Raw genomic sequence first — 23,708 nt, 5'->3', positions numbered from 1 at the left:
TTTTTGTGCATCTTTTCATTAAGATGAGATAAAACGTGGTATAGTAACATTATATAATTTTGTGTTTGATAGGTAAGAAATTGAGGTGTTACATATATGAGTAAGCGTTATGTCGTTGTGGATTTAGAGACGACAGGGAACTCCTGGAAGGATGGGAAGGATAAAATTACCCAAATTGCAGCTGTTGTAGTGGAAGATGGAGAGATATTAGAGATTTTCTCATCTTTTATTAATCCGAAGAGAGAGATTCCGCCATTTATTACAGAACTAACAGGGATTGATGAGAGTATGGTTAAGCAAGCCCCGTTATTTCAAGATGTAGCCCCGATGGTTGTTGAGCTATTACAAGGTGCAGCTTTCGTTGCACATAACGTTCACTTTGATTGGAATTTTTTAACGGAAGAATTAAGGCAGGCTGGATATACAGAAGTACATTGTCCTAAAGTTGATACAGTTGAGTTGGCGCAAATTCTTTTGCCGACGGCTGATAGTTATAAATTACGTGATTTAGCTAAACAACATGAACTAGAGCATGATCAACCGCATCGTGCGGATAGTGATGCTCTTGCAACAGCGGAATTGTTTTTACAATTTTTAAATGAAATTGAAAAGTTACCACTTGTCACCTTGCAATCGCTCTACGAATTAAGTGATGTTTTTCAAAGTGATATAGCGGATGTACTTTCTGAAAATATTTTAAAGAAAATGATGCATGGTAAAAAAGCAGCAGAGGGGTATGAGGTGTATCGAAATATTGCGCTTCGAAAGCGGAATTATTCTTTAAATCTCAGTGAAACATGTTCATCTAAATTTGATGCTTTCTTGCATAAGACAATCGGTAAACTTGAATTGAATATGCCAAAGTTTGAAAAAAGAGAAAGCCAACAGATTATGATGAAGGAAATATATACAGCACTAAGAGATTCTAGGTTTTCACTAATTGAGGCAGGAACAGGAACAGGAAAGACTCTTGCATATTTACTTCCAAGTATTTATTTTGCAACGAAAAAAGAAGAGCCTGTCATCATTAGTACCCAGACAGTACAACTGCAACAACAAATATTAGAAAAAGAAATTCCATTATTACAGAAAATAATGCCATTTTCTTTTGAAGTAGCTCTTTTGAAAGGAAGAAAGCATTATCTTTGTCTACATAAATTTGAATATGCTTTGCAAGAGGAAGAGAAAAATTATGATATGGCGCTCACAAAGGCAAAAATTTTAGTGTGGTTATTGCAAACAGAAACTGGTGATCGGGATGAGTTAAATATTCCTGAGGGCGGAAAGTTACTTTGGAACCGTATTTGTAGTGATGTACATAGTCCAGGCGGGATGCAAAGCAACTGGTATAGTCGTTGTTTTTATCAACGAGCAAAGAATAAAGCATTATTTGCAGATATCGTTATTACAAATCATGCGTTATTATTTCAAGATTTTTCAAGTGAAGAACCACTTTTTGCTTCATGTGAACATATTATCTTTGATGAAGCTCATCATATTGAGGAAGCGGCGAGTAGAACATTAGGTGAACAGTTCTCCTGTATGTATTTCCAGCTAGTTTTATCTCGTCTTGGTACGCTAGAAACAGATGATGTACTTTCTAAAGTATATAAAATGATGAAAAAATCAGAGCAAGCCTCTCGTTCAACTTTCCGTATGGTGAGTCATAGTTTAAAGGAATTGAAATTTGATGCGGATGAGCTATTCCAAATGTTACGTGCTTTCATCTTTAAACAAACAAAGCAGGAACAAGGGATAAGCAATATGCCACTCATTTATCGATACAACACGGAAGTAGAGAAAGGTAAGTTATGGGATAGCATTACCGAGTTAACAAATCGTTTTGTATACGATGTAAGAAAATTGTTGACTACACTTGAGAAGCAAGTTGACATATTACAAAGTAAATTAGAATGGGAGATGCATGTTGTTACAGGTGAATTTATGCATTTAATTGAGTTGTTGAGAAAGATGGAACAATCTTTACAATTACTCATTTTAGAAAAAAATTCATACGTGACATGGATGGAGACTGAAACGAAAGGAACAATTCATTCAACAGTTTTATATGCACAGCCTGTTCATATTGGTGAAAGGTTTGCGGATGAATTTTTAACACAGAAAAAGAGTGTTATTTTTACGTCAGCAACGTTAACAGTAAATGATTCATTTGACTATATAAAAGAGGAGCTAGGTTTACATGATTTTGCTCCAAATGCATTACAGGTCCCGTCACCATTCCGTTTTGAAGAACAGATGAAATTAATGGTTTCAACAGATGTGCCGTTTATTAAGCAAGCAAGTAATGAAGAATATATTGGATCTGTGTCGGCCCATATTGCAAAAATAGCGAAAGCTACAAAAGGCAGAATGCTCGTGTTATTCACTTCGTATGAAATGTTGAAAGAAGCGTATACGAATTTGAAAAATGATGAGGAATTAGAAGGTTATTTATTATTAACGCAAAGTGTGAATAATAAGAGCCGAAGTCGTCTCATTCGTAAATTTCAAGAGTTCGACAAATCGATTTTGTTAGGAACAAGTAGCTTTTGGGAAGGGATAGATATACCTGGAGATGCCCTTAGTTGTCTTGTTATTGTCCGGCTTCCCTTTACGCCTCCTCATCAACCGATGATGGAAGCAAAAGGAGAGTGGTTAAAAAATCAAGGAGAAGACGTATTCGCTAAGTTAGCACTCCCGCAAGCGATCTTGCGTTTCAAACAAGGATTTGGTCGTCTGATTAGAACAAGTACAGATACGGGAACGGTATTTGTATTAGATCGTCGTTTGACAAGCGCTTCTTATGGGAAACGTTTTTTACAATCAATCCCAACTGTCCCGCTTTATGAAGGCCCTTTAGAAGAATTGTTAGAACAATTAAAAGAACGGCCAACTGAATAAAATTGGAAGAAAAATACGCCTGAAGTACATTTAAACTTCAGGCGTAAAAAATGTGGGTAGGAGGAATTTTATTTTTCTTACTTCTTGTATACAAAATGTATTGGTTTTCGACTTGAAACCTTTTTTTGCAGTACATGTCCTGCTATAATAGATGGGTGATGAAGCAGGGGTTGTAAAGAATGTACTCTTATTGTAACCGCATTGCGTTCTTCTATAATTAGAAATTTTTGTGTAACGGAGGAGTTTTTTCATGGATAAGAAAATCGAAGTCCTATCAACGACGCGTCTTAAATATTCGTCTGACTTGTATAAAGTCGTTGATAGTTTGAATCGTACGTTAAAAGAGCAGGACCTCATGTTCGGATTAGCATTAGACGAAAAAGACAAAGAAACAGCTGTATTTACGATTTACAGAACGTAGTGATACAATGAAAAAGTGGATCTTTGCAATCGTTATCGTAATCGTTGCTAGCGGAATATATGGGGCGTATGTTTATAATAAAGCAATGGAAAAGAAAATCTCTAAAGAGGAAAAATCTGTAGAAATTGCAAAAGAAAAGGCAAAGCTTACAAAAGTAAAATCTGTTGATTATTATAACGGAAATTCTTCATATACGGTCGTACAAGGTGTAGACGAAAAAGGAGAACAAATTATTGTTTGGGTGCCGAATAAAAAAGGGAATGTCCTTGTGAAGAAAAAGAGTGAAGGTATTCCTGAAAAAGAAGCTTTGCAAAAGTTGGCTGAACAAGCTACAGGAAAAGGCGATGAGCCGAAGCCAAAGCCAAAAGAAATTATAAAAGTAAAATTAGGTGCTCAAAACGATATTCCGTTGTGGGAAATTACATATATTGATCAGGAAGATCGTTATACGTATTATTATTTAGAGTTTCAAAATGGGGATTATGCTGGTCACTACAGCATTGAAAAATAGATGTAGGGGGAACTACAAATGAAATTAGCAAAGCGAGTAGCTGCTTTAACACCATCTGCAACTTTAGAAATTACAGCAAAGGCACAAGCATTAAAAGCAGAAGGTCATGATGTAATTGGATTAGGGGCAGGAGAACCTGACTTTAATACGCCAGAACATATTATGGATGCTGCACATAAAGCAATGTTAGAAGGACATACGAAGTATACACCAACAGGTGGATTACAAGCGTTAAAACAAGAAATTGTGAAAAAGTTTACACGTGATCAAGGAATTGCGTATGATCCATCTGAAATTATTGTATGTAACGGTGCAAAGCATGCATTATATACATTATTCCAAGTATTACTTGATGAAGGAGATGAAGTTATCATCCCAACGCCTTACTGGGTAAGTTATCCTGAACAAGTAAAGCTTGCTGGTGGTAAGCCAGTTTATGTAGAAGGTCTGGAAGATAATGAATACAAAATTACAGCGAAGCAGCTGCGTGAGGCAATTACAGAGAAAACGAAAGCAGTTATTATTAATTCACCGAGCAATCCAACAGGAATGATTTATAGCAAAGAGGAATTACAACAGCTTGGAGAAGTATGTTTAGAGCATGATATCTTAATCGTTTCAGATGAAATTTATGAAAAATTAATTTATGGTGGAGCAGAATATACTTCAGTTGCCCAGCTTTCTAATGCATTAAAAGAACAAACACTTATTATTAATGGTGTATCTAAATCTCATTCTATGACAGGATGGCGTATTGGATATGCAGCAGGAAATAAGCAGCTTATTAAAGCGATGACGAACTTAGCGAGTCATAGTACGTCAAACCCTACTTCAATCGCTCAATACGGCGCAATCGCGGCATATGCAGGCTCACAACAACCTGTAGAAACAATGCGTCAAGCATTTGAAGAGAGATTAAACATTATTTATGATAAATTAATTCAAATCCCTGGCTTTACTTGCATTAAACCACAAGGTGCATTTTACTTATTCCCTAATGTAAAAGAAGCTGTGGCTTTATCAGGATACGAAAATGTTGATGATTGGGCAAAAGCTCTATTAGAAGAGGAAAAAGTGGCTCTTGTACCAGGTACAGGATTTGGTGCGCCAAATAACGTTCGTTTATCATATGCGACATCTCTTGAACAAGTAGAGAAAGCATTAGAACGCATTCATACGTTTATGAAAAGTAAAGTGCAAGCTTAATTGTATATTTTAGTAATGCAATACAAAAAACCTTCCTACATAATAGGGAGGTTTTTTTGACGAATTGTGGCAAAAAGAAATAGTGAAAGGTGTGTTATACTAGAGAGCGAGGTGTTTGGTGATGAAAAAGAAAATGATGTTACAGTGGTTTGAGCAGGGAAGCATTGCAATTCCAAAATTACTTATGATGCATTATAAAAAATTAGGGTTAAATGAAATGGAATTTATGGTTGTACTTCATGTACACACATTTTTAGAATCGGGCAATTCGTTTCCGACTCCGTCAGAGATTTCAGAACGGATGACGATTACTGAAATGAAATGTATGGAAGTCATTCAGGCGTTGATTCAAAAAGGTTTTTTATCACTAGAAGGTGGACAAAAATCAGAAGCAATGATGTGTGAAAGTTATTCTTTACAACCGCTATGGGAAAAAATATTGCATTTCTTAATGAATGAATCAGTAGAGGAAGAACAAAAAGAAATAAAACAACTGCAAGTAAATTTATATACAGTATTTGAAAAAGAATTTGGAAGACCACTTTCTCCGTTTGAATGTGAAACGTTGGGTATGTGGGAAGATCAAGATCAACATCATCCGAATTTAATTCAAGCGGCCCTCAGGGAAGCTGTAATGAGTGGTAAGCTTAATTTCCGATATATTGATCGTATTTTATTTGAGTGGAAAAAGAATGGTATTAAAACAGTAGATCAAGCCCAAAACCAAGGACGAAAATTTAGAGCAAATCAACAACGAACGCAGCAAACGACAAAACAAGAGACGAAATTTACTGGGAAAGTGCCTTTTTATAATTGGTTGGAGCAGTAATGTAGGAGGAAGTATATGTTAAATAAAACGCAAATTCGCTATTGTTTAGATACAATGGCGGATATGTATCCAGAAGCACATTGTGAATTAATTCATGATAATCCGTTTGAATTAGTAATTGCGGTGGCATTATCTGCACAATGTACAGATGCACTTGTAAATAAAGTGACGAAAAATTTATTTCAAAAATATAAAACACCAGAAGATTATTTAAGTGTTTCCCTAGAAGAGTTGCAACAAGATATACGTTCTATTGGGCTGTATAGAAATAAAGCAAAAAACATTCAAAAATTGTGCCGAATGTTGCTGGATGATTATGATGGAAAAGTTCCAGAAGATCGTGACGAGCTGACGAAGTTACCAGGAGTAGGGAGAAAAACAGCAAATGTAGTTGTTTCGGTAGCGTATGGCATTCCGGCAATTGCTGTTGATACGCATGTAGAGAGAGTGAGTAAACGGTTAGCGATTTGTAGATGGAAAGATTCGGTGTTAGAAGTAGAAAAGACATTAATGAAGAAAATTCCGATGGATGAATGGAGCGTTACACATCACCGTATGATTTTCTTTGGACGTTATCACTGTAAAGCACAGCGACCACAATGTGAAGAGTGCCCTTTACTAGAAGTATGTCGTGAAGGAAAGAAGCGAATGAAGGGGAAATAAAGGATGGAGCGAGTGATAGAAATACCGAAAGAATTTCGGTGCTTACCATTTTTTAAAGAAAGTATGGATTCGATTACGTATCATACAGAACAATCTTTTGAAGAAATCATACAAAATACTTACTTTATATATGATATGGAAAGACAAGATGAGCCGTGGAGTGAAATTGAAAATAGTGTTCCTGTACTGTTGAAAGTATGGAAAAGTAAGCATGAAGACATCGCTACACTATTTCGAAACAGAAATAAGCAGGAAGCTGAAGGTCCAATGATTCTTTTTGCGGCACATTTGTTATCAATTGTATATTGGCTAAATGAGCAACCTGTTCATAGTTTGAATGAACTGGAAGCTTATACGAATAATTTAGAAGTACAACCAGTTAATTTTATGGAGCGATATTCGTTCATTATAAAGAAACCGAATAATTATCATTCCTATATTCAGTTAGCGCAGTTGTATATTGAAATAGAAAAGCTATACGTAAAGAAAATGATAACAAAAAAGAAGTCCTTTTCTCGTTAAGAGAAAGGACTTCTTTTTTGTTAAGACTCTGTTGTAACAACATTTCCGTCTGCGTGGGGTGTATCTCCTCCGGTATTTTGTTGTTGTTCTTGTTGCTTGTGTTGTTCTTCTTCAGCTTTTTTTCTAGCAGCCTCTTCTTCAGCTTTCTTTCTAGCAGCTTCTTCTTCGGCTTTCTTTCTAGCAGCTTCTTCGTCAGCTTTCTTTCTAGCGGCTTCTTCTTCAGTAGCCTTTTTCTGAGCTTCTTCTTGTTGTTTACGTTGTTGTTCTTGTTGCTCTTGTTGTTTACGCTGCTCTTCAGCAGTTTTTTTCTGAGCTTCTTCTTGTTTTAGTTTATCTTCATTAGCTTTTTTCTGTGCGTCCTCAGCAGCTTTTTTCTGAGCTTCTTCGTCAGCCTTCTTCTTAGCGTCGTCTTCAGCTTTTTTCGGGTCTGGAGTTCCGCCAGGTGCAGTGAAGGATGCACCAACTGCAGGGCTTGTTCCATTACCTTTTTTCGCTACTACAGAGAAGCTGTAAGTAACGCCTGGTTTAATACCACCAAGAGTAGCTGTCGTACCACTTATTGATAGGCTACCACTTGAACCGTCAGTCGCTTTATAGCTTGCTGCATACGCATCAACTTCTGCTGGTCCAGACCAGTTTAGTGTAACTGTGCTAGCGCCATCGAAAGCGACATTAAGACCACTAGGTGCATCTACTTTAATTTGTTTAACCGCATCTTTCTTAGCACCTTTTACGTACAATTCACCATATAATTCTTGTACAGAAGAAGGGCGTTCGAAACGAGATTTATCTGTAGCGAATTTGCTCATCATTACTTGGAACATTTGTTGTGCAATTCTAGTATAACGATCACTAATGTAGTTTTCTGGGCCGTTTTTTTCGTAACCAGTCCATACTGCCATTGTATATTGCGGTGTATATCCAGCGAACCAGCTATCTCTGTTTGCATCAGCCGGAATACCATATTCTTTTATAACGTCTGCATCAAAGTTTTGTGTTCCTGTTTTACCGGCAACATCAACACCTGAAACGTATGCTGTTGGACCAGTACCGCCAGAACCAGGTTTTACTACGTCACGAAGAACGTCAGTCACCATGTAAGCTGTATAGTCTTGCATCGCACGTTGTTCTTTCGTTTTAAAACTTTTCTTTTTCCCATCTGGGAAGATAACTTCTTTTACGAAGTGCGGTTTATTGTAGTTCCCACCGTTACCAAAGGCTGCATATGCCCCCGCTACTTGTAATGGTGAACTATCGTTACTACCAATTGCTGTTGATTCATATGTTTTGCCGTCTTTAAATGTCATACCTAAACCCTCAGCAAACGCTTGTGACTTAGGAAGGCCAACCGCTTGGGCTGTCTTTAAAGCCGGAATGTTTAATGATTTTTTCAAAGCTTCACGTAGTGAAACGTCACCTTTATAACTATTTGTTGCATTTCGTATTTTTTTCCCATTGGAATACGTATACTCTGAGTCATTTAATTGATGGTATGTAGACCATTGTAAATTCTCAATTGCTGGACCGTAGTCAAAAATTGGTTTCATTGTTGAACCGACTTGGCGTTTTAAATCAGTGGCCATATTATGACCTTTGAAAGTAGACTTACTTTCTTTACGCCCAGCTCCAATTGCTCGAACTTCTCCAGATTGTGTATCCATAAATACGAATGAACCTTGGAATTGATCGTTCGGATACTTAATAAGATTACCATCCATAATTTTTTCAGCATAATCTTGAGCATCTTGATCAAGTGTTGTATGGATTGTTAAACCATCTGAACCAATATTTACATCCGGATATTCTTTTTCAACTTCTTTTACAACAGCATCTAAAAATGCTTGATACTTCATCTCTGTTACTTCTGAAGATGGTTGAAGACCCTCAGTTACAGAGATTTTCATTGCGTTATTCATTTCATCTTTTGTTATATAACCATGTCGATTCATTAATGATAATACGACGTTACGACGTTGTGTAGCTCGTTCAACGTTATCTGGTTTTGTTGGATCATAAATATTAGGACCTTGGGGTAAACCTGCAAGCATTGCAGCTTCATGCAACTGTAAGTCTTTTAAATCTTTGTCATAATATTTTTTGGCTGCTGTTGCAATACCATACGAACGGTTACCTAAGTTAATCTTATTTAAGTACATTTCTAAAATCTCATGCTTAGAGTATTGTTGCTCTAATTTGTAAGATAGGTACCACTCTTGTACTTTTCTCTTTGCAGTTTTGTCCATCGTTAGAAAATAGTTTTTGACTACTTGTTGTGTAATCGTACTACCACCTTGAGATCCGAATCCTCCAGTGACATTTTCCATAACTGCTTTTGTAGTTCGTTTAAAATCAATTCCATTATGATCATAGAAACGTGAATCCTCAGTTGCAAGGAATGCACTTTCAACTACCTTTGGAATTTGATCATACGTAACGTGGGTTCGTTTTTCAGCACCGTATTCATAGAAAAAATTCCCATTCTTATCAAGAAACTTTGTTGATAAAGGATTGACAAGTTTTGATTTGTCTAATTTTGGAGCGTCCTTCACCATAACAAAGAAAGCGGAAACGCTAGCTACAAGACCAACGATACCAAGAAGTAGACAACCTATAAGGAATTTCTTAAAAAAGGAGCCTTTTTTCTTTGGTTTTTTCTCTTTATTTGTTTCTTGCTTTTGATTTTTTACATGATTTCGTTCTGTACGAGAACGATAATTATCTGACATTATACTTTCTCCTACCTTTCATTCTCTCCCCCAAAAGTCGAAAAAAGAGCCTTAGTGATGACTCTATCACGAAAAATAAACCGTGTCTAGTACACGGATATAATCAATCCGAGGGTGATAACCGCATGATAATAAAGATCCATGCTCTTCTATTTCTTCTTTCGTAATCGATTTTCGTCCACCAGTATTTTGACGATTCCAAAATGCAATAATATGTTTTGCATCTAATAAATAAAGTTCATCAAAAAGTGTAAATTTAATAATAACAAATGCAATCCCATTATGAGCGATTACTTGCTTCATATGTTCAATTTGATGAAGGTGGAAGTTTTGAAGTGGAAAGCTGGTTTTATTTTTTGTTTCTTTCGCTTCAAAATCGATGTACTTCCCTTTATATACACCGTTGTAATCTGTTGTAGAAGGTTGTTTGAAATACGCTTCTTTTACCACTGCAGCACTTCGAGCGGGGTAATCTACTTTTACAATTTGAAGAGGTGTAGGTTTTTTATGTACGCATGCAATATTATGGGTTAAGTAATATTCATTTGTTTCATTTAATTCCTCTTCAAGGGACATACCTCTATTACTATAAGTATGTTTTTTAATTGGTGTTTTATGAGGTTGTGAAGCTTGATTGTACCGTTTTCCATTTGGGTAACGAATGGTCATAGTGTGTCCACTCCCAACTTGTTAAGAATTACTTACAAAGGTGATTATAACAAAAAATGAAAAAAGATGTGACCTTTTTGAAGAAAGGTATGATGACTAGCTCATGTTTACATGGAATGATTATGAAAAAATTGAACAATATCGTAAAAATATGGTTTGTTCAGAAGAAGAGAAAGCAATCGTTTACAACATTAAGAGGGAAATTGAAATAGCTAATATGGACAATATTTCTCGAACACAGTCCTATCAAGAATATTATGTAAGAAATGATGAAATTAGGTGGGCTTTTTTAGCAAGTATGGTCTCAAGAAATGCGGGATGGAATATGACTGATTTAAAAGGGAGGTATTATGCTACCGTTTTACCTCAAACAGTAAAAAAACATTTGTTTCTGACTTATGAAGAAGCGAATTGGATTATTTTTTTAGATGCATTCCCTCAGCTATTGTTATACGAAGAAAGTAAGAGGAGACAAGTACCGCTATTCCACTTGTTACAATATTTCAACGTATCAATTTTTATGGAAAAAGAATGGATTTATTTTTGGGAGAAAAAAGATAGAAGTAGGCTCATGACAGCGCTTATTATAAATGAGCAAAATAAAATTCAAAAACCAGTTATTGAGAATACATATTTTAAAAAACATGTATTTCATACTGCATTTTTTAAATTGCAAGAAATGCTTCATATAAGTGCTGTTATTTTTCCAACCGTTGAAGGGGGGATGTATGGGTTTTCAGTGTATCAATTTGAAACGCTACAAAAACGTATAGAACTAGGGAAGAAATTAGCGGATTTACTGTTTCATCCGAATTATAAAAGTTTATTCCATAGGTTTGCATTGCAAACTATACACACAGGATCAAGAGCAGACTATGAATGTTTTGTAAGAGAAATTAGAAAATCTTGTACGCCAGTCCTTAGAGAGGTTTATCCTGTTGTTGCACATAAGGAAATAAGCATGGGAGATTGGTTTTGTAGAGATACGGAAATAAATGAGTTGTTTTTACTTGAAGAGTATAAGGGGGAAGTTGATATAACAGAATGGTATAAAAGAAAGAGGGAGCAAATCTATGTTGCTTCTATTGTAAATCGTTTTGTTAAAAGGATGGGTGAGTTCGTGATATAATAGAAAAGAAGTCCCGTCTTCATTTATGAAGACGGGACTTCTTAATGTGAAGTAATCCTGCCATGTGTGCGAAAAATTTAATCTCAAAACGTAATGAACATAAGAGATTAAGGATGCTTCAGAAATTAGCTTTTTGTAAAAGTGCTAAAGTTTCACTTTATGTAGCAGGGAAGTTTGGACCATCTAACTTTGGATTGCCAGTCTCGGGTTTATTTTGTTTGTTTTGTTTTTTCTTTTTTTCGTTTTTGTTCTTTGCCATTTTCATACACCTCCTTTTTGTATTGTTACCATTTCTATCGATGGCATACAAAATGATTTCTTTGACGAATAACAACTAGTTTTGTCATGTGAGCAGGAGTGGGGAATCATTCGGCGAAATTACATGACAAAGGAAAAGCAAAGAAGGGGGCGTTTTGTATATGGCGATGGTTCAGAAGGAAGATGTAATGAAAACAATGGATCAAATGTTAAGTTCTCTCGATTTGCTGGAAATGAATATGGGGATTAGAATGAATCATGCATTGAAGGATAAGAGTGAAAAAATATGCAATAAGATAGAAATAACAGAAATGCATATTGAACATATGGAAAATAAATTAGTGCATCACGAAGAAAAAGGGAATTGGGTGAAGGCATTTCAAAACGTCGTAGTGAGTGCATAATAAGGTGGGAATAAAATGAAGTATGAAGCATTAATACAATCTTCAGAAAAACTCATGGAGTATAATAATGAAGCGAATGTGAAAAAAAGAGAAATGATTGAGTACGATTTTTATAAGGATATGAAACCATTTGTAGATATGGTAGATGAGGAATTAAAAGTGTGGAAAGAATTAGCTTATAAATGGATTAAGGAAGAAAAACCGAAGTATATACATGTACAGCAAATTGATCAAGTGTACGATAATTTACAGACAAATGTATTGCAATGTTTTGTAAATAAAGGTAAAGGTAAGCGATTCTTTGAAACACATCAAGCCATTTCGTATACTTTGCAAAATATAATTGAGCAATGTAAGTAACAAGAGGGGAAACCCTCTTGTTTTTTATGCTTCTGTCATAGTTGTAGGTTTTGTTGCACCGTTTATTTCTAATTCTTTTATTAATGTTCGGTAATCTGAAATGCATATTTTTCCTTCGAGATACCAATGTCTCGCAAAGTCTAACAATTCATTTACATTCTCTGTGTAATACCCCTTTTTTTGAGAAAACGCTTGTTTTAAATCCCCTAATACCATGTTGATTCCTCCCCCATGAGAATCTTCTTCTTCATTATCATAGCATGGAAGGGTTTTCTTTTTTAATTTTTTAAAAATTTAAACTTCCGACAAAAATAGACAGATACTCCGTCACACAAATTATTTTACAAGTACATATTATATATGTAGAAACTTATGTGAAGGAGGAGAGAATGCATGTTTCAACAATCTAACGTATATCAGCAATCTAATCCATATGCACAGCAAAATATGTACCAATATAATAAGGATACATATTTACGGTATAATATGTATCCTTTCGAGCCTCATTATGGAAATCAAAATTATTACCAGCCATTTGAAGTGTCGTTTATGAATCAACCTCAGCAACCTCAGCAACAGCAGCAACCTTATATGAATCCACAACAGCAGCCTTATATGGATCCACAACAGCAACCTTATATGAATTCGCAATACTATATGCCACCACCATCTCCCTATGGAAATCAGCAAGCGATGTTTTATCCACCAAAACAGCCGTACCCGACGCAGAACAAACAAAAACAACAACAGCAACCGAGTCAGTTTTCTAGTTTTGTTTCCCAATTTAAAACGTCAGATGGGAACTATGATGTAAATAAAATGATGAATACAGCTGGACAAATGATGAATGCGATGAATCAAGTGACAGGTATTGTAAAGCAAGTTGGAGGTTTTTTTGGTAAGTAATTTTGAAGGATTGTCTATAAAAAACATTGTATAGGAAGTGGGGACTAGACAAATTTCCTTATAATAAATGGGTATATATAACAAGCGGCTTAACCTCCTTTCTCATATTGTAAAGTGTAATCAGATTTTTTTATGAGAGAGGAGAGAAAAAACTATGCATCATTGTCATCCTTGCTTTGGAGGGCATAAGCCTACAGGACCTATTTGTACAACTGCTCCTGTCATTCATCCGACGAAACAATGCGTAACACATTCTTTTTCAACAACGGTGGTGCCACACATTTTCCCGACGCATACAACACATGTACACCATCAACAAATTAAAAACCAAAACTTCTTCCCGCAAACAAACTCGAATGTAAATGTTGTAGACCCAATCGATCCAGGATTCGGCGGCGGATGTGGACCATGTGGTCATGGTCATCATGGACATCAAGTATCTCCATTCGGGCCAAATGTATCACCATTTTTACCAAACAATGTATCACCAGTAGGTCCGAATATTGGACCAAATGTTGGTGGAATGTTTAAAAAGTAAATGATATGTTAGAACTAGCGAAATGCTAGTTCTTTTTTTGTAATTGGAGTGTTGATATGAAAGTTATTGCTATAACGGGATATAAGCCGTTTGAACTTGGTATATTTAAAAATGATCATCCAGGGGTGGACTGTATAAAAAAAGCATTGCACCGAAAATTAACTGCTTTTGTAGAAGAAGGTTTGGAATGGGTGATAATAAGTGGACAGCTAGGGGTCGAATTATGGGCTGCTGAAGTTGTTTTTGACATTCAAGTAGAATATCCAGATTTAAAATTAGCGGTATTTACTCCGTTTTTAGAACAGGAAGAAAGCTGGAAGGAAGATAACCGTGAATATTACGAATATATTCTCTCTCAAGCAGACCATATTGATAGTATTACGAAACGGAAGTACGAAAGCCCAGAGCAATTTAAATTAAAAAATCAATTTTTTATTGAAAAAAGTGATGCACTTTTAGCTGTATATGATGAAGAAAAACCAGGGAGTCCTAAATATATTGTAGAAGCAGCAAAGAAAAAAGGAGAAATAGAAAATTATCACAGTTATTTTATTCTTTTTTCCGATTTACAAGATATAATAGAAGAGGAACAGTGGAATAATGCTGAGTAATATGTAATATAGTACTCGTATATATGATTGACAAAAGGCATTGTTTCTGAAAAAATTTAGGTAATGAAAGTTTTGGCAAAAATTTGAGGTGAAGAAAATGATTTCGGATAAAATTAAATTAACGGCGAAAGATATTTTAGAAAAAGAATTTAAAACAGGCATGAGAGGTTATCAACAAGAAGAAGTAGACAAGTTTCTTGATATGATCATTAAAGATTATGAAGCTTTCCACAAGGAGTTTGACCAATTAAAGCAACAAAATGCTCGTTTAAAGCGTGAATTAGAGGAACAAAAACTAGTAGCAACGCAAGTGCCACAACAACCAGTTGTACAAACGCCAGTTGCACAACCTGTATATAACAACACGAATACGGACATTTTGAAACGTCTATCTAATTTAGAAAAAGCTGTATTTGGAAGTAAGTTATACGAATAATTTCTAGTGGTAAAAAGGTTAAAGCATTTTACATAGAAAAAAACATTGCAAAATCTTTTTGTTTCCACTATACTAATGGATGTCATAACGTTTGGGTAATCGCTGCAACGCCAACGTTGTAGAGGAAAGTCCATGCTCGCACGGCCTGAGATGGCTGTAGTGTTCGTGCCTAGCCAATTCATAAGCTAGGGTATTCTGGCTGTAAGGCTGGTTTAACGGCAGGGAAAAAACCTAAGTCCTTTCGGATATGGTTTGACTACCTTTAAAGTGCCACAGTGACGAAGTCCTTGAAGAAATGATAGGAGTGGAACGAGGTAAACCCCACGAGCGAGAAACCCAAATAATGGTAGGGGAATCTTTTCCAAGGAAATGAACGATGGGAAAGGACAGGTTGTATAACCTGTAGATAGATGATTGCCACCGGAGTACGAGGCGTGGGCCGTTTGCAGTACAAAGGAACAGAACATGGCTTACAGAACGTTATGAACCAACTATGAAATAACTCAGCTCTCCTTTGTTAGAGGAGGGCTTTTTATTTGTATGAAGTTATAAATTATGAGTTAAAATGGTTAATGAGAAAATTTTTCGTAAAATGTAATGATTAATAGGACTAATTGCTATTAATTATTGTTTGACTATACATAAGAGGTGAATGCAAATGGGAAAAGTTACTTTAATCGCAACAGCGGCAATGGGTATTGAAGCATTAGTTGCCCGAGAAGTTCGTGATCTTGGTTATGAATGCCAAGTGGAAAACAGCAAAGTAACATTTGAAGCAGATGAAAAGGCGATTTGTCGCACGAACTTATGGTTACGTACTGCGGACCGTGTGAAAATTAAAGTTGGCGAATTCAAAGCGACAACATTTGATGAGCTGTTTGAAAAAACGAAAGCATTAAACTGGGGAGATTATATTCCAGAGAACGGAGAGTTCCCAGTAATTGGTAAATCATTAAAATCCGAGTTGTTCAGTGTTTCGGATTGCCAACGTATCGTTAAAAAAGCTGTCGTTGAAAAATTAAAAACAACATATAAACGTACAACTTGGTTTGAAGAAGATGGTCCGTTATTCCGTATTGAGATCGCAATGCTCAAGGATATTGCAACGTTAACAATTGATGCAAGTGGTGTTGGACTTCATAAACGTGGATACCGTATGGATCAAGGGGAAGCGCCATTAAAAGAAACATTGGCTGCGTCTTTAATTAAGTTAACAAACTGGAAGCCAGATCGTCCTTTCGTGGATCCTTTCTGTGGATCAGGTACAATTCCGATTGAAGCAGCATTAATTGGCCAAAATATTGCACCAGGATTTAACCGTGGCTTCGCATCAGATGAGTGGGGCTGGGTTGGTAAACAAAACTGGCGTGAAGCTCGTCAAGAAGCTGAAGATTTAGCGAATTACAATCAACCACTACAAATCATTGGATCAGATATCGATCATCGTATGATTCGAGTTGCTCAAGATAACGCTGAAGAAGTAGGTTTAGGTGATTTAATCACATTTAAACAAATGCAAGTAAAAGATTTCACGACAAAAGAGGATTATGGCTATGTTGTAACGAATCCTCCATACGGAGAACGTTTAAGTGAAAAAGCACTCGTTGAGCAATTGTACAAAGAAATGGGACAAGTATTCCGCCCATTAGACACATGGTCAGCGTATGTATTAACAAGTTACGAAGCGTTTGAGAAGTGCTACGGAAAAGATGCATCAAAGAAACGTAAACTGTTTAACGGATTTATCCGTACAGATTACTACCAATACTTCGGAAAACGTCCGCCGCGTAATTCATAGTATAAAACTCCTCCAGCACGCATATACTGGCTATTATGTAGTGCGTAAAGGAGGAAGTGGTATGGATAGTTTCCAATTATCAATGATTCAAAAAGCTATTCACCGTACGTATGACGAGCTCGGAAAAGAAGTGGATAGTCAAGGTGTGATTGTAGATGAAATACAAAAAGCACAAGAAGAATATTTGTCAGCTCTTTCGCATGAAACAGCGATTGATAAACGGTATTTAAAGTCATTAATATAGAAGAAAATTTTCCTTTTTCGAAAGGAAAATTTTTTTTCGTGTATTTCTATGTATGGCAACAGGGGAAAGTGGCTGCACACATATGAGTAGCAGTTGCTATATTTTTTTATAGAAAAACTTTTTGGTTGGAGGCTAAGGATGTTTACTGAGAAGAGATTACCATTTGAAGTAGGGAAACAAGATAATTTTTATGATAAGTTGAATGAGTGGATTGGAGATGTGTTTTACGACATCCTTCCGGAAAAAGGTTTTGAAGAGCGTGATGAACAAATTTTTATGGCGTTTCAATTAGAACGTGCTTTCCAAGAAAAGAAAGTAATGTTCGCAGAAGCGGGCGTAGGAACAGGGAAAACAATTGTATATCTTCTATATGCAATTTGCTATGCGCGTTATACTGGAAAACCAGCTATTATCGCTTGTGCTGATGAAACGTTAATTGAGCAGCTTGTGAAAGAAGAAGGGGACATTGCTAAGTTATCTGAAGCATTAGGACTATCTGTTGATGTTAGACTTGCGAAATCAATGGATAATTATTTATGTTTACGTAAACTTGAAGATGTTATGAGTGGACGAGCTCCAGAAGTAATTGAAGATGTATACTACGAATTACCGCAGTTTGTATTCGATCATGGTACGATGCAAAACTTTACCCACTACGGTGACAGAAAAGAATTTCCTCTTTTAAATGATGAGGAATGGTCAAAAGTAAATTGGGATTACTTCCAAGATTGCTTCACTTGTGATTCTCGCCATCGTTGTGGTCAAACTCTTTCTCGTGAACATTATCGTAAAGCGGCAGATTTAATTATTTGTTCTCAAGATTTCTACATGGATCATATTTGGACGTACGATGCACGTAAACGTGAAGGGCAAATTCCGTTATTACCAGAAAGTAGCTGCGTTGTATTCGATGAAGGACATCTTGTAGAATATGCAGCTCAAAAAGCTTTAACGTATCGTTTAAAGCAGACGATGATGGAGCAACTTTTAACAAGATTGTTGCAAAACGATATTCGTGAAGAGTTTGCGCATTTAGTAGAAGAAACAATTTGGCAAACAGAGCGATTCTTTGATGTGTTACAAGAAAATAAAAAAGAAATTGCCGGTTCTGATCGTTTAGAAATTACTGTGACAGAAAAAGTAACTGCTGAAGCGAAGCGACTTTATGCGAAAATTGGTGAAGTTGGTGATGCATTAGTATTTGAAAGTGAAATGCATACAGTAAACACGTATGACTTAAATATCGTTGATGAACATTTAGATGTATTAGAACATTCACTTCGTCTGTTCATGCACGAGAAAAATGTAATTACATGGGGTGAAGAAGGTGATGGAGCCTTCACGTTAGTGATTATGCCACGTGCAGTTGAAGAAGTATTACAAGAGAAAGTATTCTCGAAGAAAATCCCGTATATTTTCTCTTCTGCTACATTATCTAATAACGATTCATTCGCATTTACAGCAAATAGCTTAGGAGTAAAAGATTACTTGTCATTCTCGGTTGCTTCACCGTTTGATTATGAGGAGCAAATGGCAGTAAACTTACTATCGCATACGAAAGAAAATGAATGGGAAAGAAAGTGTCAATATACACTTGAAAATATACAGAAAACAAATGGACGTACACTTGTATTATTCCGTACAACACAAGAACTTGCAGCGTTTAAAGAATATGTAAGTAAAGAACAAATGTCCGTTCCGTTCCTATATGAAGGGGATCAAGAAATTAGTCAGCTCGTTTCTCGTTTCCAAAATGAAGAAGAGACTGTACTTTGCGCCGTTCATTTATGGGAAGGTTTAGATATTCCTGGTTCATCATTATCACATGTTATCATTTGGTCATTACCATTCCCTCCAAACGATCCTGTGTTTGAAGCGAAGCGTAAACATGTAAATGATCCATTCTGGGATGTAGATGTACCGTATATGATTTTACGTCTTCGTCAAGGGATTGGACGTTTAATTCGTACGAGCGACGATAAAGGTGCTATATCAATCTTCTTATCTGATACAGAAGATGAGAAAGTGATAGAAGCGGTGAAAAACGTACTACCAGTAGAAGGTAAAGAATTATAAGGAGAAAGCTTGGCGCTTGCCAAGCTTTTTTTCTATTATAAAAGGAATTTAGATTTCCATGTCGAATTAAGTTTGAGGTAGAAAAGGGAGGTTTTATACGATGACAGTAGCTACATATGAAGTAGAAACACAATTTTTAACATATGTGAAGAAGATACAAAATTATGGAGAAGCATTAAGCTTAATGTTTTGGGACTTAAGAACAGGTGCGCCTAAAAAAGGTGTAGACCAGCGTTCAGAAGTAATTGGTATGCTTTCATCAGAAGTATTTGTAATGTCGACTTCAGATGAGATGGGGAACTATTTAACAGAACTTGAAGCTTTAATACGTGAAGATAAACTTTCTGAAACGACGAAGAAAATGGTTGAAGAATGTCGTAAAGAATATGATAGAAATAAAAAAATTCCACAAGCGGAATATGAAGCGTATGTGAAATTAGAAGCGAAAGCGGAAAGTGTGTGGGAAGAGGCTCGCGAAAAATCTGATTTCGAAATGTTCCGTCCGTATTTAGAACAAATAGTTGAATATAAAAAGAAATTCATTACATATTGGGGTTACGAAACATATAAATATAATACATTATTAGATATGTATGAGCCAGGTATTACAGTAGAAGTGTTAGATCATGTATTTGGTCAGCTTCGTGAGCGTATCGTTCCGCTCGTAAAAGAAATATCGGAGTCGCAAAAGAGACTAAAGACAAGTGCTTTATCAGAACATTTTTCAAAAGAAAAACAAAAAAACTTTACATTAGAGCTATTAAAGCAATTAAATTATGACTTTGAAGCAGGTCGTCTTGATGAAACGGTACATCCATTCGAGATTACATTAAATAGAGGGGATGTTCGTATTACGACACGCTATGACGAAAAAGACTTCCGTATGGCTGTGTTTGGAACAATTCATGAATGTGGTCATGCTGTATATGAGCAAAATATTGCAGAGAAATTTGAAGGTACACCGCTATGTAGTGGAACATCTATGGGGATTCATGAGTCACAATCATTATTCTTTGAGAACTTTATCGGTCGTAATAAATCATTCTGGAAGAAAAATTATGATTTATTAAAAGAGTATAGCGATGGCCAATTCAATGATATATCAGTAGACGAGTTTTATGATGCAATTAACGAATCGAAGCCATCATTCATTCGTATAGAAGCAGATGAGCTTACGTATCCGCTTCACGTTATGGTTCGTTATGAACTTGAGAAAGAATTATTTGATGGTACATTACAAGTGAAAGACTTGCCAGCGGCTTGGAATGATAAGATGGAAGCATATTTAGGAATTCGTCCGGAAAACAATGCACAAGGTGTATTGCAAGATGTTCACTGGGCTGGTGGTTCATTTGGATACTTCCCATCTTATGCGCTTGGTTATATGTATGCAGCGCAATTTAAGCAAAGAATGTTAAAAGACATTCCGAACTTTGATGCATTATTAGAAGAAGGAAACGTAACACCAATTCGTGAATGGTTAACAGAAAATATTCACCAATATGGCAAAACGAAAAAGCCACTTGAAATTTTAAAAGATGTGACAGGTGAAGGGTTAAATGCAAACTACTTAGCGGATTATTTAGAAGCGAAGTATAAAGAAATTTATGAGTTATAAAAAAGAGCTGCTTAATTGCAGCTCTTTTTTTAAAGGGGATAGAAGAATGATTTATACATATACAGTAATGACGCAAGAAGAAGCAGAAGAAATTGCATATAACTGGCATTATGAAGGGAAACATTCTTTTTACGATATAGAGGCAGATGAAGAAGATTTAGCTGAGTTTTTACATGAGGAGAGTAGAGGGAATCATACATTTTCTGTGAAGGAAAATGGCACTCTCATTGGTTTTTTAACTGTTTGTAACGTGAATGAAGGAACAGTTGATATAGGTCTTGGAATGAAACCTGATATAACTGGGAATGGATTTGGTTTGCAGTTCGTAAATGCTGGACTAGCTTTTAGTAAAGAAAAATACGGATGCAATTATATAACGTTATCAGTAGCGACATTTAATGAGAGAGCGATTACAGTGTATAAAAGAGCAGGATTTGAAGCAGTTGGTACGTTTGTCCAGAAGACGAATGGTAGTTGTTTTGAGTTTTTGAGAATGAGTTATATATGTAAAAAATAAAAAAACAGAAGAATCTTCTTCTGTTTTTTTGTAACTTCATTAACTTTCAGTTGCTAGCATGTGTACAGCTATTTCATGCATGTCTTTCAAACCTGACACTTGAGCGTATTCAGCAACAGTGATACCACTCGTTGCTAGAAGTTCGATAATATGTTCATCCATTCTTGACCAAGTTTTACCGCCGGCGTTGTCATAAGAGTGAATTAAATTTGTTAGTCCATCTTTCCCAAAGAGCAGATAATGAGATGTAAAATCTATAGATACATCACCTACCCCTACTTCTGTCCAATCGATTAAGCCTGTTACATTATTTTTATTATCAATCAGGATATGACCTGGATGTATATCCCCATGCTTTACTCCTACATGAGATGGCCAAAAAGAGTCTTCAGCTAGCCATGCTTGCCAACGATCCCATAAGTTTTGATTGATATCGTATTGTTCCTTCACTCGATTCATCCTTTGTTTCATAGAAGTTCTTAATTCATTAGCAGTAAGCATTTCAACACCTATATTGTTAAATTTTTGCTGAGGTAATGAGTGTAAATTCGCTAGAACTTTTCCTAATGAAATATTGTATTCAGTCGGTGCATTCTTTTCATTAAAGTTCCATACATATTCTTGTCGTTCTATATCGATAGTAGCGGCAGGAACGCCACTTAGTTGTTTATAAGCAATTAGTTCCTCAGAAAATATAGACCAATCAGGAACTTGGAATTCTGCATGTTGTTTCATGATTTCTAATGCTTCTTTTTCAAGTAGAGCATGTCTCATAGATTCTCGTCTACGAGGAATTCGTAGTATCCATTTATCTCCGTTTTGTTCTTTCACGTGTGCTACTTGAAAGTCAACGCCAGACTCATTAATTTCTATTGAATCTTCTAATATATTTAGCCCTTCCTTAGTTGCTAATTGTTTCACTTTAAGTGTATTCATTATTATTGCCTCCAAATGTTTATTCTAATTTCAATGTTTTCATACGTTTTCTGTTACGAATTGTTTCTAACTACATCCATATGATTAAAGTAGCAAGATATAAGAAAATGTAATCATAAAAAACCACAGACGGGCTTCTGTCTGTGGTTAAGAGTAAACGAGGATATAATGAATAAACGCCTCTCTTTGTATGAAAAAATATACGAAAAAAAGACAGACGTATATCTGCCTTTCTTCATGTGGAAAGTGTATTCTTCCGTTGAAGATTATTAAAAATGTGCAGACTAATCCCGTTTACTCTGCTTTATGAAAACAGAGCCTTTGAACATATTAAGTTACTTAGTGTTCAAAGTTTGCTGACGTAGTCTTCCTGCATGCATCATCTTTAACAATCCTCCTTTTAATAGTATAGTGTTACTATACTTTGTTTATAAATAAACATCAACAAAAAATACTAGATGTAATATGTAAAAACGAATGAAATATAAATTTACATTCGAAAAATAGAAAAAAGGATGTCTGCTCTTATAATTAGAAGCTTTGTATTAGTAGTAAATAGTAAGTTTAGTAAGGAAGGTAGAGGTAAGCATGGTTACAATTAAAACAAAAAATGAAATAGATTTGATGCACGGATCTGGGAAGTTACTTGCTTCGTGTCATAGAGAAATTGCGAAAATGATGAAACCGGGTGTGACGACAAAAGAAATTGATACGTTTGTTGAAGCGTATTTAGAAAAGCATGGTGCAATATCTCAGCAGAAAGGATATAACGGGTATCCATATGCAACGTGTGCATCTGTAAACGATGAAATGTGTCATGGCTTTCCGGCGGATGAACCTTTAACTGAGGGCGATATTGTAACAATTGACATGGTAGTAAACTTAAATGGTGGTCTTTCAGATTCTGCTTGGACGTATAGAGTTGGAAATGTTTCAGAAGAAGCAGAAAGGTTATTGGTAGTAGCTGAGAATGCATTGTATAAAGGAATTGATCAGGCAGTAATCGGTAATCATGTAGGAGATATTGGCTATGCAATTGAGAGTTACGTAGCAAATGAAGGTTTTTCTGTCGCAAGAGATTTTACAGGACACGGGATCGGTAAAGAGATTCATGAAGAGCCAGCAATTTTTCATTTTGGGAAACAAGGACAAGGGCCAGAGTTACAAGAAGGAATGGTAATTACAATTGAGCCTATTGTAAATGTAGGCATGCGCTATTCGAAAGTAGATTTAAATGGATGGGCTGCAAGAACGATGGACGGGAAATTATCAGCTCAATATGAGCATACAATTGCGATTACAAAAGATGGGCCAATCGTTTTAACGACGCTTTAAAATAATATGTAAGAGTTTACAAAACTCGAACGAAAATGATGTTTTTATAAAATTTGTACGTGTTTTGTTAATAAATGCTTTTCAAAGTATAAAA

25 protein-coding genes and 1 other RNA gene are annotated in these 23,708 nt (G+C 35.8%); 21 read left to right on the top strand and 5 right to left on the bottom strand.

Translation table 11 applies throughout. The features are described from left to right. Positions 1–96: 96 nt before the first annotated feature. The 7 genes from dinG (at position 97) to BAQ44_RS13410 (ending at position 7,053) form a co-directional block, all read left to right on the top strand. The gene (dinG, locus tag BAQ44_RS13440; protein ID WP_071721964.1) at positions 97–2,901 is read left to right on the top strand and encodes an ATP-dependent DNA helicase DinG; all 2,805 of its coding nucleotides are present in this window, start codon (positions 97–99) and stop codon (positions 2,899–2,901) included. Positions 2,902–3,151: 250 nt separating this feature from the next. Beyond that, positions 3,152–3,322: a YpmA family protein gene (locus tag BAQ44_RS13435; RefSeq protein ID WP_061679511.1), complete on the top strand. Its 171-nt coding sequence runs from the start codon at positions 3,152–3,154 to the stop codon at positions 3,320–3,322. 7 nt (positions 3,323–3,329) lie between these two features. Beyond that, on the top strand, positions 3,330–3,833 hold the full coding sequence (locus BAQ44_RS13430) for a cell wall elongation regulator TseB-like domain-containing protein (RefSeq protein ID WP_061679510.1): 504 nt from the start codon (positions 3,330–3,332) through the stop codon (positions 3,831–3,833). Between the two features lie 18 nt (positions 3,834–3,851). Continuing rightward, complete coding sequence (gene aspB / locus BAQ44_RS13425) at positions 3,852–5,039, top strand: aspartate transaminase AspB (protein ID WP_000761547.1); 1,188 nt, start codon at positions 3,852–3,854, stop codon at positions 5,037–5,039. A gap of 121 nt (positions 5,040–5,160) precedes the next feature. After that, a complete protein-coding gene (dnaD, locus tag BAQ44_RS13420) occupies positions 5,161–5,868 on the top strand; it encodes a DNA replication protein DnaD (protein ID WP_071721963.1) in 708 nt (235 codons plus the stop codon). Positions 5,869–5,883: 15 nt separating this feature from the next. Then, positions 5,884–6,531, top strand: a complete 648-nt coding sequence (nth, locus tag BAQ44_RS13415; protein WP_000933021.1) for an endonuclease III — start codon at positions 5,884–5,886, stop codon at positions 6,529–6,531. A 3-nt stretch (positions 6,532–6,534) separates the two neighbouring features. Next, complete coding sequence (locus BAQ44_RS13410) at positions 6,535–7,053, top strand: YpoC family protein (RefSeq protein ID WP_071721962.1); 519 nt, start codon at positions 6,535–6,537, stop codon at positions 7,051–7,053. A gap of 20 nt (positions 7,054–7,073) precedes the next feature. Here BAQ44_RS13410 and BAQ44_RS13405 read toward each other — a convergent pair whose 3' ends face one another. Together BAQ44_RS13405 and recU are read right to left on the bottom strand one after the other, a co-directional pair. Beyond that, entirely contained in the window at positions 7,074–9,779 is a 2,706-nt protein-coding gene (locus BAQ44_RS13405; protein ID WP_071721961.1) for a PBP1A family penicillin-binding protein, read from the bottom strand. 66 nt (positions 9,780–9,845) lie between these two features. Continuing rightward, positions 9,846–10,448, bottom strand: coding sequence for a Holliday junction resolvase RecU (recU, locus tag BAQ44_RS13400; RefSeq protein ID WP_000155592.1), 603 nt, complete (start codon positions 10,446–10,448; stop codon positions 9,846–9,848). A 103-nt stretch (positions 10,449–10,551) separates the two neighbouring features. On the opposite strand from recU, the gene BAQ44_RS13395 reads away from it, so the two are divergent. After that, positions 10,552–11,577: a DUF2515 domain-containing protein gene (locus BAQ44_RS13395; RefSeq protein WP_063263229.1), complete on the top strand. Its 1,026-nt coding sequence runs from the start codon at positions 10,552–10,554 to the stop codon at positions 11,575–11,577. Between the two features lie 157 nt (positions 11,578–11,734). On the opposite strand, the gene BAQ44_RS31410 is transcribed toward BAQ44_RS13395, so the two are convergent. After that, a complete protein-coding gene (locus tag BAQ44_RS31410) occupies positions 11,735–11,911 on the bottom strand; it encodes a phage portal protein (protein ID WP_080467831.1) in 177 nt (58 codons plus the stop codon). A gap of 85 nt (positions 11,912–11,996) precedes the next feature. Here BAQ44_RS31410 and BAQ44_RS13390 point away from each other — a divergent pair, with 85 nt between their 5' ends. Beyond that, a complete protein-coding gene (locus BAQ44_RS13390) occupies positions 11,997–12,239 on the top strand; it encodes a hypothetical protein (protein ID WP_063263228.1) in 243 nt (80 codons plus the stop codon). A 15-nt stretch (positions 12,240–12,254) separates the two neighbouring features. After that, positions 12,255–12,599 carry a YppE family protein gene (locus BAQ44_RS13385; RefSeq protein WP_061679504.1) on the top strand — a complete coding sequence of 115 codons (345 nt, stop codon included), beginning with the start codon at positions 12,255–12,257 and terminating at the stop codon, positions 12,597–12,599. A 24-nt stretch (positions 12,600–12,623) separates the two neighbouring features. Here the strand turns inward: BAQ44_RS13385 and BAQ44_RS13380 are convergent, their stop codons facing one another. Further along, positions 12,624–12,815, bottom strand: coding sequence for a YppF family protein (locus tag BAQ44_RS13380; protein ID WP_000242661.1), 192 nt, complete (start codon positions 12,813–12,815; stop codon positions 12,624–12,626). Positions 12,816–12,992: 177 nt separating this feature from the next. Here BAQ44_RS13380 and BAQ44_RS13375 point away from each other — a divergent pair, with 177 nt between their 5' ends. The 10 genes from BAQ44_RS13375 (at position 12,993) to BAQ44_RS13330 (ending at position 21,343) form a co-directional block, all read left to right on the top strand. After that, complete coding sequence (locus BAQ44_RS13375; RefSeq protein WP_071721960.1) at positions 12,993–13,505, top strand: YppG family protein; 513 nt, start codon at positions 12,993–12,995, stop codon at positions 13,503–13,505. 154 nt (positions 13,506–13,659) lie between these two features. Next, positions 13,660–14,043, top strand: coding sequence for a CotD family spore coat protein (locus BAQ44_RS13370; RefSeq protein WP_071721959.1), 384 nt, complete (start codon positions 13,660–13,662; stop codon positions 14,041–14,043). Between the two features lie 56 nt (positions 14,044–14,099). Then, positions 14,100–14,654 carry an SLOG family protein gene (locus BAQ44_RS13365; protein WP_063263225.1) on the top strand — a complete coding sequence of 185 codons (555 nt, stop codon included), beginning with the start codon at positions 14,100–14,102 and terminating at the stop codon, positions 14,652–14,654. Positions 14,655–14,751: 97 nt separating this feature from the next. After that, entirely contained in the window at positions 14,752–15,090 is a 339-nt protein-coding gene (gene gpsB, locus BAQ44_RS13360; protein WP_000622425.1) for a cell division regulator GpsB, read from the top strand. 87 nt (positions 15,091–15,177) lie between these two features. After that, positions 15,178–15,568, top strand: an RNA gene (gene rnpB, locus BAQ44_RS13355) — RNase P RNA component class B. Positions 15,569–15,748: 180 nt separating this feature from the next. Next, on the top strand, positions 15,749–16,888 hold the full coding sequence (locus BAQ44_RS13350; RefSeq protein WP_000521229.1) for a THUMP domain-containing class I SAM-dependent RNA methyltransferase: 1,140 nt from the start codon (positions 15,749–15,751) through the stop codon (positions 16,886–16,888). 61 nt (positions 16,889–16,949) lie between these two features. Then, on the top strand, positions 16,950–17,132 hold the full coding sequence (locus tag BAQ44_RS13345) for a DUF3921 domain-containing protein (RefSeq protein ID WP_000376898.1): 183 nt from the start codon (positions 16,950–16,952) through the stop codon (positions 17,130–17,132). A gap of 138 nt (positions 17,133–17,270) precedes the next feature. Then, the gene (locus BAQ44_RS13340; RefSeq protein ID WP_000493698.1) at positions 17,271–19,208 is read left to right on the top strand and encodes an ATP-dependent DNA helicase; all 1,938 of its coding nucleotides are present in this window, start codon (positions 17,271–17,273) and stop codon (positions 19,206–19,208) included. 100 nt (positions 19,209–19,308) lie between these two features. Continuing rightward, complete coding sequence (ypwA, locus tag BAQ44_RS13335; RefSeq protein ID WP_063263224.1) at positions 19,309–20,826, top strand: carboxypeptidase; 1,518 nt, start codon at positions 19,309–19,311, stop codon at positions 20,824–20,826. A 46-nt stretch (positions 20,827–20,872) separates the two neighbouring features. After that, a complete protein-coding gene (locus BAQ44_RS13330) occupies positions 20,873–21,343 on the top strand; it encodes a GNAT family N-acetyltransferase (protein ID WP_063263223.1) in 471 nt (156 codons plus the stop codon). Between the two features lie 39 nt (positions 21,344–21,382). On the opposite strand, the gene mphL is transcribed toward BAQ44_RS13330, so the two are convergent. Continuing rightward, positions 21,383–22,279, bottom strand: coding sequence for a macrolide 2'-phosphotransferase MphL (mphL, locus tag BAQ44_RS13325; protein ID WP_063263222.1), 897 nt, complete (start codon positions 22,277–22,279; stop codon positions 21,383–21,385). A 588-nt stretch (positions 22,280–22,867) separates the two neighbouring features. Between mphL and BAQ44_RS13320 the strand changes: the two genes are divergently transcribed. Next, on the top strand, positions 22,868–23,614 hold the full coding sequence (locus BAQ44_RS13320; RefSeq protein WP_071721958.1) for a type I methionyl aminopeptidase: 747 nt from the start codon (positions 22,868–22,870) through the stop codon (positions 23,612–23,614). Positions 23,615–23,708: the final 94 nt, after the last annotated feature.

Origin of the sequence: Bacillus mobilis (genome assembly GCF_001884045.1) — a bacterium.
GTDB lineage: Bacteria > Bacillota > Bacilli > Bacillales > Bacillaceae_G > Bacillus_A > Bacillus_A mobilis.
The sequence above is the reverse complement of the archived record's forward strand: the minus strand, read 5'-3'. Positions and strand labels throughout refer to the sequence as shown.

Excerpts from the sequence above, each read along its gene's own strand:
- dinG (WP_071721964.1), top strand. The coding sequence starts at position 97 with ATGAGTAAGCGTTATGTCGTTGTGGATTTAGAGACGACAGGGAACTCC.
- BAQ44_RS13435 (WP_061679511.1), top strand. The coding sequence starts at position 3,152 with ATGGATAAGAAAATCGAAGTCCTATCAACGACGCGTCTTAAATATTCG.
- BAQ44_RS13430 (WP_061679510.1), top strand. The coding sequence starts at position 3,330 with ATGAAAAAGTGGATCTTTGCAATCGTTATCGTAATCGTTGCTAGCGGA.
- aspB (WP_000761547.1), top strand. The coding sequence starts at position 3,852 with ATGAAATTAGCAAAGCGAGTAGCTGCTTTAACACCATCTGCAACTTTA.
- dnaD (WP_071721963.1), top strand. The coding sequence starts at position 5,161 with ATGAAAAAGAAAATGATGTTACAGTGGTTTGAGCAGGGAAGCATTGCA.
- nth (WP_000933021.1), top strand. The coding sequence starts at position 5,884 with ATGTTAAATAAAACGCAAATTCGCTATTGTTTAGATACAATGGCGGAT.
- BAQ44_RS13410 (WP_071721962.1), top strand. The coding sequence starts at position 6,535 with ATGGAGCGAGTGATAGAAATACCGAAAGAATTTCGGTGCTTACCATTT.
- BAQ44_RS13405 (WP_071721961.1), bottom strand. The coding sequence starts at position 9,779 with ATGTCAGATAATTATCGTTCTCGTACAGAACGAAATCATGTAAAAAAT.
- recU (WP_000155592.1), bottom strand. The coding sequence starts at position 10,448 with ATGACCATTCGTTACCCAAATGGAAAACGGTACAATCAAGCTTCACAA.
- BAQ44_RS13395 (WP_063263229.1), top strand. The coding sequence starts at position 10,552 with ATGTTTACATGGAATGATTATGAAAAAATTGAACAATATCGTAAAAAT.
- BAQ44_RS13390 (WP_063263228.1), top strand. The coding sequence starts at position 11,997 with ATGGCGATGGTTCAGAAGGAAGATGTAATGAAAACAATGGATCAAATG.
- BAQ44_RS13385 (WP_061679504.1), top strand. The coding sequence starts at position 12,255 with ATGAAGTATGAAGCATTAATACAATCTTCAGAAAAACTCATGGAGTAT.
- BAQ44_RS13380 (WP_000242661.1), bottom strand. The coding sequence starts at position 12,815 with ATGGTATTAGGGGATTTAAAACAAGCGTTTTCTCAAAAAAAGGGGTAT.
- BAQ44_RS13375 (WP_071721960.1), top strand. The coding sequence starts at position 12,993 with ATGTTTCAACAATCTAACGTATATCAGCAATCTAATCCATATGCACAG.
- BAQ44_RS13370 (WP_071721959.1), top strand. The coding sequence starts at position 13,660 with ATGCATCATTGTCATCCTTGCTTTGGAGGGCATAAGCCTACAGGACCT.
- BAQ44_RS13365 (WP_063263225.1), top strand. The coding sequence starts at position 14,100 with ATGAAAGTTATTGCTATAACGGGATATAAGCCGTTTGAACTTGGTATA.
- gpsB (WP_000622425.1), top strand. The coding sequence starts at position 14,752 with ATGATTTCGGATAAAATTAAATTAACGGCGAAAGATATTTTAGAAAAA.
- BAQ44_RS13350 (WP_000521229.1), top strand. The coding sequence starts at position 15,749 with ATGGGAAAAGTTACTTTAATCGCAACAGCGGCAATGGGTATTGAAGCA.
- BAQ44_RS13345 (WP_000376898.1), top strand. The coding sequence starts at position 16,950 with ATGGATAGTTTCCAATTATCAATGATTCAAAAAGCTATTCACCGTACG.
- BAQ44_RS13340 (WP_000493698.1), top strand. The coding sequence starts at position 17,271 with ATGTTTACTGAGAAGAGATTACCATTTGAAGTAGGGAAACAAGATAAT.
- ypwA (WP_063263224.1), top strand. The coding sequence starts at position 19,309 with ATGACAGTAGCTACATATGAAGTAGAAACACAATTTTTAACATATGTG.
- BAQ44_RS13330 (WP_063263223.1), top strand. The coding sequence starts at position 20,873 with ATGATTTATACATATACAGTAATGACGCAAGAAGAAGCAGAAGAAATT.
- mphL (WP_063263222.1), bottom strand. The coding sequence starts at position 22,279 with ATGAATACACTTAAAGTGAAACAATTAGCAACTAAGGAAGGGCTAAAT.
- BAQ44_RS13320 (WP_071721958.1), top strand. The coding sequence starts at position 22,868 with ATGGTTACAATTAAAACAAAAAATGAAATAGATTTGATGCACGGATCT.